This window comes from Sulfitobacter sp. M05, from assembly GCF_029285175.1.
Classification (GTDB): domain Bacteria; phylum Pseudomonadota; class Alphaproteobacteria; order Rhodobacterales; family Rhodobacteraceae; genus Sulfitobacter.
Map to the genome: position 1 here is coordinate 219,295 of NZ_JABEDH010000003.1, position 13,064 is coordinate 232,358.

At 57.5% G+C, this 13,064-nt stretch carries 13 protein-coding genes; 4 read left to right on the plus strand and 9 right to left on the minus strand.

Annotated elements, in window-relative coordinates:
• Positions 1–19 precede the first annotated feature (19 nt).
• A complete protein-coding gene (locus HKX44_RS14790; RefSeq protein WP_276152133.1) occupies positions 20–499 on the plus strand; it encodes a GNAT family N-acetyltransferase in 480 nt (159 codons plus the stop codon).
• Here HKX44_RS14790 and HKX44_RS14795 read toward each other — a convergent pair.
• Entirely contained in the window at positions 496–2,118 is a 1,623-nt protein-coding gene (locus tag HKX44_RS14795) for an AMP-binding protein (protein ID WP_276152134.1), read from the minus strand. The two genes, HKX44_RS14790 and HKX44_RS14795, sit on opposite strands and share 4 nt — an antisense overlap.
• Positions 2,119–2,315: 197 nt before the next feature.
• On the opposite strand from HKX44_RS14795, the gene HKX44_RS14800 reads away from it, so the two are divergent.
• The 3 genes from HKX44_RS14800 (at position 2,316) to HKX44_RS14810 (ending at position 4,152) form a co-directional block, all read left to right on the plus strand.
• On the plus strand, positions 2,316–3,230 hold the full coding sequence (locus tag HKX44_RS14800) for a DMT family transporter (RefSeq protein ID WP_276152135.1): 915 nt from the start codon (positions 2,316–2,318) through the stop codon (positions 3,228–3,230).
• Positions 3,227–3,880, plus strand: a complete 654-nt coding sequence (locus tag HKX44_RS14805; RefSeq protein WP_276152136.1) for a sulfotransferase family 2 domain-containing protein — start codon at positions 3,227–3,229, stop codon at positions 3,878–3,880. Before HKX44_RS14800 ends, HKX44_RS14805 begins: the two co-directional genes overlap by 4 nt.
• Before the next feature lie 95 nt (positions 3,881–3,975).
• Positions 3,976–4,152: a hypothetical protein gene (locus HKX44_RS14810; RefSeq protein WP_276152137.1), complete on the plus strand. Its 177-nt coding sequence runs from the start codon at positions 3,976–3,978 to the stop codon at positions 4,150–4,152.
• Positions 4,153–4,386: 234 nt separating this feature from the next.
• Here HKX44_RS14810 and HKX44_RS14815 read toward each other — a convergent pair whose 3' ends face one another.
• The 8 genes from HKX44_RS14815 to HKX44_RS14850 form a co-directional block, all read right to left on the minus strand.
• Complete coding sequence (locus tag HKX44_RS14815) at positions 4,387–6,588, minus strand: 3-hydroxyacyl-CoA dehydrogenase NAD-binding domain-containing protein (RefSeq protein WP_276152138.1); 2,202 nt, start codon at positions 6,586–6,588, stop codon at positions 4,387–4,389.
• A 29-nt stretch (positions 6,589–6,617) separates the two neighbouring features.
• On the minus strand, positions 6,618–6,908 hold the full coding sequence (locus HKX44_RS14820) for an acetyl-CoA acetyltransferase (RefSeq protein WP_276153141.1): 291 nt from the start codon (positions 6,906–6,908) through the stop codon (positions 6,618–6,620).
• Complete coding sequence (locus tag HKX44_RS14825) at positions 6,908–8,119, minus strand: acetyl-CoA C-acetyltransferase (RefSeq protein WP_276152140.1); 1,212 nt, start codon at positions 8,117–8,119, stop codon at positions 6,908–6,910. Before HKX44_RS14825 ends, HKX44_RS14820 begins: the two co-directional genes overlap by 1 nt.
• 103 nt (positions 8,120–8,222) lie before the next feature.
• Complete coding sequence (locus HKX44_RS14830; protein ID WP_276152141.1) at positions 8,223–8,864, minus strand: glutathione S-transferase; 642 nt, start codon at positions 8,862–8,864, stop codon at positions 8,223–8,225.
• 168 nt (positions 8,865–9,032) lie between these two features.
• Positions 9,033–10,190 (minus strand): acyl-CoA dehydrogenase family protein, encoded by a 1,158-nt coding sequence (locus HKX44_RS14835; RefSeq protein WP_276152142.1) that lies wholly within the window; start codon positions 10,188–10,190, stop codon positions 9,033–9,035.
• 22 nt (positions 10,191–10,212) lie between these two features.
• A complete protein-coding gene (locus HKX44_RS14840) occupies positions 10,213–10,425 on the minus strand; it encodes a hypothetical protein (protein WP_276152143.1) in 213 nt (70 codons plus the stop codon).
• A 51-nt stretch (positions 10,426–10,476) separates the two neighbouring features.
• Positions 10,477–12,258 (minus strand): acyl-CoA dehydrogenase C-terminal domain-containing protein, encoded by a 1,782-nt coding sequence (locus tag HKX44_RS14845; protein ID WP_276152144.1) that lies wholly within the window; start codon positions 12,256–12,258, stop codon positions 10,477–10,479.
• A 47-nt stretch (positions 12,259–12,305) separates the two neighbouring features.
• Positions 12,306–12,707 (minus strand): MerR family DNA-binding transcriptional regulator, encoded by a 402-nt coding sequence (locus HKX44_RS14850; RefSeq protein WP_276152145.1) that lies wholly within the window; start codon positions 12,705–12,707, stop codon positions 12,306–12,308.
• Between the last annotated feature and the right edge of the window lie 357 nt (positions 12,708–13,064).

The following is a 13,064-nucleotide window of genomic DNA, read 5'->3' on the forward strand; positions in this document are numbered from 1 at the left end:
GGGATGGCAGGGGATGCAGATGCAGTTTCGTTCAGCACAAATCGAGGACACACTGGCTGTCGCTGCGATGTGGCACGCAGGCTGGCACGCAGGACATGCCGCCCATGTGCCCAAGGCGTTGGTGGTGACGCGCACCCTTGAGGAGTTCGAAACACGGACGGCGGGGCGCATTTCACACACGACCTTGCTGGAGGTCGGGGGCCAGATTGCCGGTTTTCATATGCTGGAGGGGGACGAGCTGTATCAGTTTTATGTTGATGCAGGTTTTCGGGGTACCGGGGTGGCAAGCACCTTGATGGCCCATGCCGAAGAGGGGCTGGACGGGCGTGTGGCTTGGCTGGCCTGTGCCGTCGGCAATGACCGTGCTGCGCGGTTTTATGAAAAGAGTGGCTGGAGCCGTGCGGCGACGCAGGAATATTTTGTGGAGACTGCAGGCGGGCCGATGGGCGTCGCCTGCTGGCGTTATGAAAAGAACCTGATGCCCCGCTCTTCAGCCTAGAGATCGGCAGAGATTTTGCGCAGCTCGTGTTTCTGGATCTTGCCGGTAGAGGTTTTGGGAAGCTCCTGAAACACCACATGTTTAGGGGTTTTGAATCCGGCAAGCGTTTCGCGGGCAAAGGCAATCAGCGTGGCCGCATCGGCGGTGGCTGCTGGTTTCAGCTCGACAAAGGCGCAGGGTACTTCGCCCCATTTGTCATCCGGTTTGGCAACCACGGCAGCAAGGTTAACGTCCGGGTGGCCCATTAAAACGCCCTCGACTTCGACGCTTGAAATGTTTTCGCCTCCCGAAATGATGATGTCCTTGGCGCGGTCGGCAATCTGGATATAGCCGTCAGGGTGCTGCACGGCCAGATCACCGGAATGGAAGTACCCGCCTTTAAAGGCTTCGGCGGTGGCTTCGGGGTTTTTGAAATACCCTTTCATCACCGAATTGCCACGGATCACAATTTCGCCCTGTGTGCTGCCGTCCATGGGCGTTTGTGCCACCTCGGTATCGGCGACGGTAATGTGATCCATCATCGGCATGGCGACCCCCTGACGGGCTTTGACGGCGGCGCGTCCAGCGGTATCCAGCGCGTCCCAGTCTTCGGCCTTCCAGATGCATTCGGTGACATGGCCATAGGTTTCGGTCAGCCCGTAAACCTGCGTGATGTTAAAGCCCAGTTGTTCGATCTTGGTCAGGGTTGCGGGGGCAGGCGGCGCGCCGGCGGTAAAGACTTCGACAGTGTGATCAAAGGGGCGGCGCTCTGCCTCGGTGGCGTTTACCAGCATGTTGAGGACAATCGGCGCCCCGCCGAAATGGGTGACCCCCTCGTCAGCGATGGCGTTATAAATATTGGCTGCCGTGATGTCGCGGCAACATACCAGCGTGCCGCCGATCAGCGGCATCATCCACGTGTGGTTCCAGCCATTGCAGTGAAACAGCGGCACGATCTGCATGAACACCGGATGCAGGACCATGCGCCAGGATATCACTGTGCCCATGGTCATCAGATAGGCCCCGCGATGGTGATAGACGACACCCTTGGGGCGTCCGGTGGTGCCCGACGTATAGTTAAGGGCAAGGCTTTCCCATTCGTCCTGTGGCATGACCCAGTCAAAGGCCGGATCGGCCTTGGCCAGCAAGTCCTCGTAAGTGGGATAGCGGCCCGTGGCCGGGAAGGCTGTATCGGTCACTTCAATGATGCGGGGCGCGGGCCCTTCCATTGCGGTAATGGCCGCCTCGGCAAGGGGCATGAATTCGGTGTCGACCAGCAATGCCTTGGCCTCGCCGTGATCAAAGATATAGGCCACTGTGGCCACATCCAGCCGCATGTTGATGGTGTTCAGCACCGCCCCGCAGGCGGGCACGCCAAAATGTGCTTCGGCCTGTGCAGGGGTATTTGGCAGCAAGGTGGCCACGACATCGCCAGCTTTGATCCCCATGGCCGATAGGGCCGAGGCAAGGCGGGTGCAGCGCTCGTAGTATTGCGCATAGGTGACACGGTGATCCTGATGGATAACGGCGGTACGTTCGGCAAAGACGCTGGCGGCACGACGCAGGTGCGAGAGTGGCGAGAGCGGCACGTAGTTTGCGGCACATTTGTCCAGCCCGGTTTCGTTTGCCATCCATCCCATGTGTTCGTCTCCCCCGCGTGACAACTCTTGTGAGAAACCGAGTATTGCGGGGGCTAGACTGTTTTGGAAGAGTGATTTTCACCCGCTGCTCCTTTACTTCGACCAAGGGGTGCAGTTCTGTGCAGACAAAGCGCTGATTTTTCGCGCCAACGGGTGGGCAGGCCAAAGGCAAAGGCCCAGAATAAATGAGGTCTTGCATGAGCAGCCAAAGCACCAATTCGGGACTCGCAGCTGCATCGGTGCTGGCGGGTATGGCGGCGCTGGGGCTGACCGATAACTTCGTGCCCTTCATCTCGGAACGCGGATCGCTGTGGCAATTCCATTTTGTCCGTTCGCTGCTGGTTTTGGTGGTCCTTGTCGGTTTTGTGGCCTTAGGGTTTGGCAGTTTCCGGATGAACAGGCCATTGGCGGTCCTTGCCCGCAGCTTTTTTCCGGCCAGCGCGATGTTGATTTATTTCGGCTGCCTGTCGGTGCTGCCGATCGGCGTGGTGGTGGCGGGGCTGTTTACCTCTCCTTTGTTTGTCGTGCTGATCTCGATCTTGTTTCAGGGAAAGCCGGTGGGCATTTTTCGCTGGGCGGCTGTGATCTTTGGTTTCGTCGGGGCTGTGATGGTGATCCAGCCTGATCCGGCAGCCCTTGATCCGGTGGCGTTTTTACCGGTGATTGCGGGATTGTTTTATGCGGTGGGTGCTGTTGCCACGCGCGCGTGGTGCGAAGGGGAAAGCACCCTGTCGCTGACGGCGGGATTCTTTGGTATGTTGGGTGTTTTCGGGGTGATCGGAATATTTGTGGTGAACGCAGATGCGCCTGTGGGGCACGCGGGGTTTGTGCTGCGGTCATGGGGGCCGTTGGACGGAGCGATGTTGTTCTGGTTCGTGGTACAGGCGGTCGGCTCGTTGATCGGGATTGCGTTGATCTTTCGCGGCTATCAGCTGGGCGAGGCCAGCCATGTGGCGGTGTTTGAATATTCGCTGCTGGTTTTTGCCAGCTTTTGGGCATGGGTTTTGTGGGGGCAGACGGTGTCGCCGTTGGCCCTGACGGGTATGGCGCTTATCGCCATCGCGGGGGCCGTGATCGCCTTGCGCAGCACGTCGCAGGAGCAGGCAGAATGATCATCAGTCGCGGGCGGTCTTACATCTTTGTGCATGTTCCCAAGACCGGCGGCACCTCGCTGGCACTGGCACTGGAAGATCGCGCGATGAAGGATGATATCATGCTGGGCGATACACCAAAGGCGGTCAAGCGGCGCAAAAAGATCAGGGGCATCGCAACCTCTGGGCGGCTTTGGAAGCATTCGGGATTGGCAGACATCGACGGGTTGGTTCGCGTTGATGAGATTGCGCAGATGTTCACCTTTACCTTGGTGCGCAACCCGTGGGATCGTCTGGTCAGTTATTATCATTGGCTGCGTGAACAGGGGTTTGACCATCCTGCCGTCACCTTGGCCAAGGCGCAGACATTCGAGGGGTTTCTGGCCGACCGCGCAACCCAGACTGCGCAACGCAACTGGCCTGCGTCGCGCTATATGACGGATGTGAACGGGGTAGAACGGGCAAACTGCTACATCCGGCTTGAGCATTTTGAGCAGGACGCAGCGGCGCTTGAGGCGCATTTGGGGTTCAGACTGGTGATGCCGTGGGAAAATCGCTCGGCGCGAGGTGAGGATTATCGCGCCTATTATTCACAGGCGATGCGCGAAACTGTTGCCGCGTGCTGTGCCGAAGACATCGCCCGCTTTGGCTATGGGTTCGGGCCGGAGTAGAGCAACGGTGGTCCGCTGTGTGTGCGGCGCAGAATAGCGTAATCGACGGCAAACCAGCAATTGCCCGCAGCACGTGCAGGCGGTAGGGTCGAGGTATGAAACAAGTGAAAAAAGAAACCACGGATGACGCGCTTATTCAGGAATACCTGAACAAGGGTGGCAAAGTCAGCGTCGGAAAGACCAAACCGCCAAAGGCGGAACTGGGGCTGAGCAATAACCAGTGGAACAACAAATTGACCAAAGAAGAAAAAGCCGCCCGCGATAAAAAGTAAGGCGGCGTTTTTATTTGGCAGGAAAAGGGCTTGGGCCCTGATCTTCACGTGCTGCGGGTGGTTGAGACCTGCCGTAGCTGACGTGTGTGCAAAACCATCATTCCATTTTCGAGACGTTCCGGCGTATCGCGATTAAGACCGCGCCGGGGGCAATGTTCCCTTTTGTGCAACTGTCTCTTGTAACGTAAAAAGGGACGCCGAAGCGCCCCTTTTCGATGATCATATATTGCCGGTTCAGGCGGCTGCGGCTTCATCGCCGAAACGGCCATAGAAAGACTGGCCTTTTGCCGCCATCTCGCGCAGCAGGTCAGGGCATTTGAACCGCTCGCCAAACTTGGCTTCCAGCTGGTCACAGCGTTCGGCGGCGTAGGGGGTGCCGATCATGTCGAGCCATGAGAAAGGGCCACCTGTTGAGGGGGCAAAACCCCAGCCAAGGATCGCGCCGACGTCACCTTCACGGATGTCCATCAATACGCCTTCTTCCAATGCGCGCACCGCTTCCAGCACCTGCACAAACATCAGACGGTCCTGCACTTCTTGCAGATCAGGCTGCACTTCGGCCAGCGGATAGCGGTCATGTACGCCTTTCCAATAGCCCAGACGTTTGCCCTTTTCGTCATAATCGAAGTATCCCGCCTTGGCTTTACGGCCCAAGCGGCCCTCGTCTTCCATCCAGACAATCAGATCGTCAGCTTCGGACGCTGGATAGGCGTTGCCCATCGCCGCCTTGGTGGCGCGCATGATCTTGGTGGCCAGATCAATCGAGGTTTCGTCACCCAGCTGTACCGGACCGACGGGGAAGCCAAGCATTTGCGCGGCATTGTCGATCAGAACCGGTGCAACACCTTCGGTGATCATGCGGTTCGCTTCGCCGCCATAAGGGATGATGCAGCGGTTGGCATAGAAGAAGCGCGCGTCATTGACCACGATCGGCGTCTTGCGGATTTGACGCACATAGTCGAGCGCCTTGGCCACTGCACGATCACCGGTTTCTTTGCCTTTGATGATTTCCACCAAAGCCATGCGTTCGACCGGGCTGAAGAAGTGAATGCCGATGAACTGTTCCTGACGGCTGGATGCTTTGGCAAGCTCTGTAATTGGCAGGGTCGAAGTGTTGGAGGCAAAGATGCAATCCTCGGGGATCACGGCTTCGACTTTCTGGGTCATCTCGGCTTTGACCTTGGGGTCTTCGAACACCGCTTCGATGATCAGATCGCAGCCCTTGAGCGCGTCCAGATCAGGGGTGGCGTTGATCAGGGCCAATGCCGCCTCTTTCTTTTCGACGGTGCCTTTCTTACGGGCGATGCCCTTGTCGAAATAGGCCTCGGCATAGGCTTTGCCTTTGTCCGCTGCCGCTTGATCACGGTCAATCAGCACCACTTCGATACCGGCCTGTACGGAAACAAGCGCAATGCCCGCACCCATCATACCGGCACCCAAAACGCCCAGTTTCTTGACGCGCTGGTCAGCCACGCCCGCAGGACGTACCGCGCCTTTTTCCAGCGCTTCCTTGTTCAGGAACAGCGAGCGGATCATCGCGGAGGAGGAGGGGTTGAGCAGCACGGAAGTGAACCAGCGTGCTTCGATCTTGAGGGCCGTGTCAAAGGGCACCAATGCGCCTTCATAGACGGCTGACAACAGCGCCTTGGCCGCGGGGAAGGCCCCTTTGGTCTTGCCGTTGATCATCGCGCTTGCCCCCACGAAGGTCATGAAACCGGCAGGGTGGTATGGCGCGCCACCGGGCATTTTATACCCTTTGGCATCCCAGGGTTTCACCAGATCGGCATCTTTGGCGTTCAGCACCCACTCCTTGGCTGCGGCCAGTGGATCAGTAACCACTTCGTCGATCAGGCCGGCCTTGGCGGCGGCGGCCGGGGCGACCATTTTGCCTTCCAGCAGGAAGGAGGATGCGGTCATCGCGCCCAGTTTGAAGGACAGGCGGGTGGTGCCGCCAGCACCGGGGAAGATGCCGACCATGATTTCCGGCAGGCCGATGCGCGCTTTGGGGTTGTCGGCACAGAAGATGCGGTGTGTCGCTAGCGGCAGTTCCAGACCGATGCCCGCAGCTGTACCGGGCAGGGCGCTCGCGATCGGCTTGCCGCCTTTGTTGGTCTTGGGGTCCATACCAGCGCGTTCGATCTTACGCAGCAGGTGGTGCATCTTCATGGTGCCTTCGAACAGGCCCTTGGCTGGATTGTCGCCTGCGTCCTCGCGCATTTTTGCCAGCAGGTTCAGGTCCATGCCGCCAGCAAAAGATCCCTCTTTGCCAGAGGTGATCACGATGCCTTTGACGGCGTCGTCGGCAAGGGCCGCATCGACATGCGCCTCCAGCTGGGTCAGCCCTTCGATGGACATCACATTCATGGATTTATCAGCGACATCCCATGTGATGATGGCAACGCCGTCGGCGTCAGTTTTCATTGTAAAATCGGTCATTTATCGTCTCCCTAATCAGGAATTTTGGTTTAGCGCTTGGGCTGAAAATCGGCGAATTTGTCGAGCAACATCCTGATCAGGGCCAGTGTGGCCTCTGGTCCGTTGCTGCAATCTTCCTCGCTGAGGGTCAGGCGCTTGAAGTTGTAAAGATCGGCACGGTCCAAAGGGTCACTTGGATCGGCCTTGTATTTAAAGAACAGGGGGGGCTTTTGCTGCACCAGCCGGACATAGTCACCGCCATTGGCGACCTTAAGAACCAGCTGGTCCATGCCTTGACGGGTTGCAAGATCAGCCACGGCGTGAAAGGGATGCGTCCCCATTACACCCGCTCGATGATGGTTGCGGCACCCATGCCAGAGGCGATGCACAGGGTCGCAAGGCCGACTTCTTTGTCTGCCCGCTCAAGTTCGTCCAGCAGCGTGCCGATGATCATTGCGCCGGTCGCGCCCAGGGGGTGACCCATGGCGATAGAGCCGCCATTCACGTTGACCTTGTCGTGATCCACATCAAAGGCCTGCATAAAGCGCATGACCACAGCGGCAAAGGCCTCGTTCACTTCGAACAGGTCAATGTCGTTGATGGTCATGCCATTTTCGGCAAGGATTTTTTCGGTGACGGGGACAGGGCCAGTCAGCATGATCGTCGGATCGGTACCGATTTTCGCGTTTGCACGGATGCGGGCGCGGGGTTTCAGGCCATATTTCTCGCCGAATTCCTTGTTGCCGATCAGCACAGCAGCGGCACCGTCTACAATACCGGAGGAGTTGCCCGCGTGGTGGATGTGATTGATCTTTTCCAGATGCGGATACTTCAGCATGGCGACTTTGTCGAAGCCGGGCATGACTTCGCCCATGGCCTGAAACGCCGGAGAAAGGCTGCCGAGGCTTTGCATGTCGGTCTGCGGACGCATGTATTCGTCGTGATCCAGAATGCTCAGACCGTTCTGATCGGTGATGGTGATCACGGAGTTTTTGAAGCGGCCCTCTTTCCACGCCATTTCGGCGCGCTGTTGCGAAGCAACGGCAAGAAGGTCGGCGTCATTACGGGTAAAGCCGTATTCGGTGGCGATGATATCAGCCGAAATGCCCTGCGGGACGAAATACTGCTCCATGGCAATCGAAGGGTCTACGGCAATAGCGGCGCCATCGCTGCCCATCGCCACACGGCCCATCATTTCGACGCCACCGGCGATATAGGCCATGCCGGCCCCGCCTTTGACCTGGTTGGCGGCAAGATTCACAGCTTCCATGCCGGATGCACAGAAACGGTTGATCGCAAGGCCCGGAATGCGTTCGTCAAGGTCGGAGGCCAGAACCGCGGAACGGGCAAGGCACCCGCCGTTTTCCATTACCTGGGTGACGTTACCCCAGATCACATCCTCAACCGCATGGCCGGTCAGGTTGTTGCGCTCCTTCATCGCATTCAGGGTCTGGGCAGACAGCCGCAGGGAAGTTACCTCGTGCAATGCGCCGTCTTTGCGGCCCTTGCCACGCGGCGTGCGGATGGCATCATAGATATAGGCTTCGGTCATGGTGGTCCTCCAGTTATTCAATTCAACCCGGCAAAGCGGGAAAATGTTTGGTGCGCCGCGCCGGTAGCAATGGACAGCCGGCGACAGGTTTAGGCGCTGTTGTTTACTGTGCGCGGTCAGCGGGCGAGCCCGGCATCAGATCGTAAGGGGTTTTCCAGCCGGACTCTGCCGAGAGACGTGTGAGCCAGGCATCAATGTTGGGGAATGCGCTGCGGTCAAAGCCGAAAGGTTCTGGATAGTAGAGATATCCGCAGCAGGACAGATCAGCGTTGGTGATCCCGTCGCCGACAATCCAGTCGCGCCCTTCCAAGTGGTCGTTCAGCACGCTGTAGGCCGCTTGCAAACGGCTCTTGTTAAATGCGATGACCTCTTGCGGGCGCTTATCCTCTGGCAGGAAATTCATCAAAAAACGGGTCATGCCGGCCATAGAGCTGAGCTTGTGATTATCCCACAACACCCAGCGTAGGATTTCGCGGCGCTCTTCAGGGCTCTTTCCACCGAAGTGGCCGGATTTCTCCGAGACATAATCCTGAATAACGCCGGATTGGGTTAACCGGAGCTCACCATCAATCATTACCGGAGCCTCGCCCATGGCGTTGACCGAGGCGCGATATTCCGGCGTGCGGGTTTCACCGCCGAAGAAATCAACCTTGACCGGTTCCCAGTCGAGACCGGAAAGCTGTAAAGCCAGAGCTGCCTTATAGGCATTGCCGGATTCGCCGAAGCAGTGGAGCTTAATCGTCATATGACTGGTCCTTTTGTTAATCTTGGGAACGGGGCAAGCCCCGTGATGAGTTTAAGAGCAAGATGAAGCCGGATTGCTAATGTCTTGCATCACATGAATGTTGGTGCGGGCGGGATCGGCTTCATCTTGCCAATAAACTCAATCCCACAGCCGCATCCAAAGTGGACATCAGAGGTTGCGCGCAATCAACTCCTTCATGATTTCGTTGGTCCCACCATATATGCGCTGGACCCTTGCGTCGGTCCACATTTCGCCAATGGCATATTCCTGCATAAAGCCATAGCCACCGTGCAGTTGCAGGCAGTCGTCCAGCACTTCGCCCTGAGTGTCGGTCAGCCAGTATTTCGCCATTGCCGCGCGATCTACTGTCAGTTCGCCGCGCAGGTGTTCCGCCATGCACTGGTCAAGGAAGGCCCGCGCGACTGTGGTTTTGGTTTTGCATTCGGCCAGCTTGAAACGGGTGTTCTGAAACTGGGTCAGCGGCCCGCCAAAAGCTTCGCGTTCCTTGCAGTATTGGATTGTGCGTTCAACTGCGCCTTCCATTGCACCAACCGCTTCACAGGCAATGATCAGTCGCTCTTGTGGCAGTTGTTGCATCATCTGGTAAAACCCTTGGCCCTCTTCTTGGCCAAGGATGTTTTCCGGCGGAATTTCAACGTTGTCGAAAAACAGCTCGGAGGTGTCCGACGCGTGTTTGCCGATTTTCTCAAGGTTGCGACCGCGCTGGAACCCGGCTGCGCCATCGGTTTCGACGACAACAAGCGAAACCCCCTTGGAGCCTTCGGCGGGGTTGGTTTTTGCGGCGACGATAATCAGGTTGGCGTGCTGGCCGTTGGTGATAAAGGTCTTCTGCCCCGACAAACGGTAGGCATTGCCCTCGCGGATGGCTTTGGTTTTGATGTTTTGCACATCTGATCCGGTGGAGGGTTCCGTCATCGCAAGGGCACCGACCATTTCACCGGAGACCATTTTCGGCAGCCAGCGCTTTTTCTGATCTTCCGTGCCGTATGCAAGGATGTAATGCGCCACGATGCCCGAGTGGATACCGTTGCCCCAGCTGGCCAGATTGGCCCGGGCGGCCTCGATATAGATTGCGGCCTCGTGGCCGAAATCACCACCGGCACCGCCGTATTCCTCGGGGATGGATGCACAGAGCAGGCCAAGCGCGCCGGCTTCTTGCCATGTGTCGCGGTCCATTTCCGATTGTTTGCGCCACTTTTCGAATTTCGGGGCCCATTCGGAATTGATGAAATTTGCCGTCATTTCGGCGAGCATCTGATGCTCTTGCGTCATCCAGCTGGATGGTGTGGGGGTCGCGTCGGTCATAACGTCGCCTTCCAAAGGTACTTTAACGTTTGCGGTCTTCCAGCTCTGCGTTGAACAGCCGCAGTCGTGCGGTCAGGTTCTCTTCGTTGGTGACGCTGGCAAAATTTTCGAACAGAAAGGACAGGGCCTCGCCTTCGTCCAAACCGGCATCCGCGCTAAATTTCTTCAGGCGGCGATATCCGTCTTCGGTCATGGCGACGGGAAAACGGCGGGTCAGGCGGAAGCGTTTGGGCACGGGGTCTCTCCGGTGGTTGGGTTGGTCGGGCAAAACTGCCCGACCGTCACCTTAGAAGTTGGCTGCGTCCAAAGCCATCACTGTATCCGCACCGGTCTGGATGCGTGTCAGGTGCAGGGCTGTGGCCGGCAGTTGGCGTGCCATATAGAAACGACCGGTGGCCAGCTTGGTTTCATAGAACGCGGCGTCGCCGGTGCCGTTTGCCAGTTCGGCGCGGGCGGCAAGGCCCATTTTGGCCCACATCAGACCCAGGCAGACGTGGCCGAACATATGCATAAAGTCGTTGGAGCCGGCCAAAGCGTGGTTCGGATTCTTCATGCCGTTCTGCATGAAGAACATGCCGGCACTTTGCAGGTCTTTGCTGGCGGCTTTCAAAGGTTCGATGAACTCTTTGTCGAACCCTTCGTCTTTGCCTGCGTTGTCCTTGCAGAAGGATTTCACCAGATCAAAGAAGGCCATGACATGTTTACCGCCGTCCTGTGCCAGTTTGCGACCCACAAGGTCCAGCGCCTGAACACCGTTTGCACCTTCATAGATCATCGCAATCCGGGCATCACGGGTGAACTGGGACATGCCCCATTCCTCAATATAGCCGTGGCCGCCGTAAACCTGTTGCGCCTTTACGGTCATGTCATAGCCGACATCGGTCAGGAACCCTTTGATCACCGGGGTGAGAAGGGACACCAGACCGTCCGCGTCTTTGTCATCCGAGCGATGCGCGGCGTCGATCAGCGTAGCACCCCAAAGGATGAAGGCACGGGCACCTTCAATAAATGATTTTTGTTCCATCAGGGAGCGGCGGACGTCAGGATGCACGATCAGCGGGTCGGCGGCTTTCTCCGGTGCTTCGGCCCCGGTCACGGCACGCCCCTGAAGGCGGTCGTTGGCGTAGATCACAGCGTTCTGATAGGCCACATCGGCCTGTGCCAGACCCTGCATGCCGACACCCAGACGGGCCTCGTTCATCATGGTGAACATGGCACGCATGCCTTTGTGTTCGTCGCCCAGCAGGTAACCCGTGGCCTCGTCATAGTTCATCACGCAGGTCGAGTTGCCGTGGATGCCCATCTTTTCCTCGATGGAGCCTACACTTGCCCCGTTGCGCGCACCAAGGGAGCCGTCCTCGTTCACCATGAACTTGGGAACGATAAACAGGGACACGCCTTTGATCCCTTCAGGGCCGCCTTCGATCTTGGCCAGCACCAGATGAATGATGTTGTCGGCCATGTCGTGCTCACCCGAGGAGATAAAGATCTTCTGGCCAGTGATCTTGTAAGAGCCATCCGCCTGTGGTGCGGCTTTGGTGCGCATCAGGCCCAGGTCAGTCCCGCAGTGGGGTTCGGTCAGGTTCATCGTGCCGGTCCAGTCACAGGCAACCATCTTGGGCAGGAAAGTCTCTTTTTGCTGTTCCGTGCCGTGGGCAAGGATCGCCGAAGCCGCCCCATGGGTCAGACCCTGATACATGGTAAAGGCCTGATTTGCTGCCGAGAACATTTCCCCGACGGCAGACCCGATGACCTGCGGCATGTTTTGGCCGCCATACTGTTCTGGCATGTCCAGACCGGTCCAGCCACCTTCCTTGACCTGTTCGAACGCGTCTTTGAACCCTGTTGGCGTTGTGACAACACCGTTCTCCAATTTACACCCTTCAGTGTCACCGACAGCGTTCAGCGGTGCAATGACTTCGGAGGTAAGCTTGCCGGCTTCTTCCAGAATGGCAGAGGTGAAATCCCGCTCCAGATCCTCGTATCCGGGAGTGCCGGCCTCGCTGATATTCAATACATCGTGCAGCACGAACTGCATATCTTTAGTGGGGGCTGTATATGTCGGCATGAGGTTCTCCCGGGGTCAAAAATATCTGGCAGAAGCTGGCGCAGGTGTTACTCCGCCATGCTGGGTTTCTGGTTAAGGGAGGTCATCATTTTTTCTCCCCATTTCAGTTGTTCTTTCAGGTCGTTGATGGCGGCGTCGAGGTCTTCGCGCTGGGCCAGCATTTCAGTCAAACGGTCACGTGCAATGTCCAATGCACGGGTGATCTGGGTCTTTTGCTGGTCGCCACGGTGGTACAGGTTCAACAGCTGGCGAATCTCTTCGAGGCTGAAGCCAAACCGCTTGCCGCGCAAAATCAGCTTGAGGCGTGCGCGGTCCCGATTGGTAAACAGGCGCTTTTGGCCTTCGCGGATCGGGAACAACAGTTCCTTTGCCTCGTAGAACCGCAAGGTACGCGGTGTAACGTCGAAGGTGTCGCACATCTGGCGGATTGTCATCAATTCACTGGTCATTTCGTTTTACTCTCATCACATGGGTACATCGTGGCGCTGTCAGATGCGAAGTGTGACGTCTCTCGCATTCTTACAACACCTCACTAGGTTGACGTAACGCCTACGTCACGTCACTTTCAAAGGTGACGTGACGGCGTCTTTGAGACGGCGCTTTTTACTCTTTTCTTCCCGGGATTTTTGATTTTCGGGGTTGCTGGTTAACCCGAACCACGTTCCGGTCGCAATGCAAGAATATAGGGTCCTGACCCTAGCCACCGCAGAAAGGCTACACCAAAACGGGGTGCGGCGGGCGTGCAATCGCCACCGCCGTAACATACCAGAGGTTTAAATCGTTTCGCGCTTAAATTGAGACATCGC

Coding starts and splice junctions, on each gene's coding strand:
- HKX44_RS14790 (WP_276152133.1), top strand. CDS start 20: ATGCAGTTTCGTTCAGCACAAATCGAGGACACACTGGCTGTCGCTGCG.
- HKX44_RS14795 (WP_276152134.1), bottom strand. CDS start 2,118: ATGGGATGGATGGCAAACGAAACCGGGCTGGACAAATGTGCCGCAAAC.
- HKX44_RS14800 (WP_276152135.1), top strand. CDS start 2,316: ATGAGCAGCCAAAGCACCAATTCGGGACTCGCAGCTGCATCGGTGCTG.
- HKX44_RS14805 (WP_276152136.1), top strand. CDS start 3,227: ATGATCATCAGTCGCGGGCGGTCTTACATCTTTGTGCATGTTCCCAAG.
- HKX44_RS14810 (WP_276152137.1), top strand. CDS start 3,976: ATGAAACAAGTGAAAAAAGAAACCACGGATGACGCGCTTATTCAGGAA.
- HKX44_RS14815 (WP_276152138.1), bottom strand. CDS start 6,588: ATGACCGATTTTACAATGAAAACTGACGCCGACGGCGTTGCCATCATC.
- HKX44_RS14820 (WP_276153141.1), bottom strand. CDS start 6,908: ATGGGGACGCATCCCTTTCACGCCGTGGCTGATCTTGCAACCCGTCAA.
- HKX44_RS14825 (WP_276152140.1), bottom strand. CDS start 8,119: ATGACCGAAGCCTATATCTATGATGCCATCCGCACGCCGCGTGGCAAG.
- HKX44_RS14830 (WP_276152141.1), bottom strand. CDS start 8,864: ATGACGATTAAGCTCCACTGCTTCGGCGAATCCGGCAATGCCTATAAG.
- HKX44_RS14835 (WP_276152142.1), bottom strand. CDS start 10,190: ATGACCGACGCGACCCCCACACCATCCAGCTGGATGACGCAAGAGCAT.
- HKX44_RS14845 (WP_276152144.1), bottom strand. CDS start 12,258: ATGCCGACATATACAGCCCCCACTAAAGATATGCAGTTCGTGCTGCAC.
- HKX44_RS14850 (WP_276152145.1), bottom strand. CDS start 12,707: ATGACCAGTGAATTGATGACAATCCGCCAGATGTGCGACACCTTCGAC.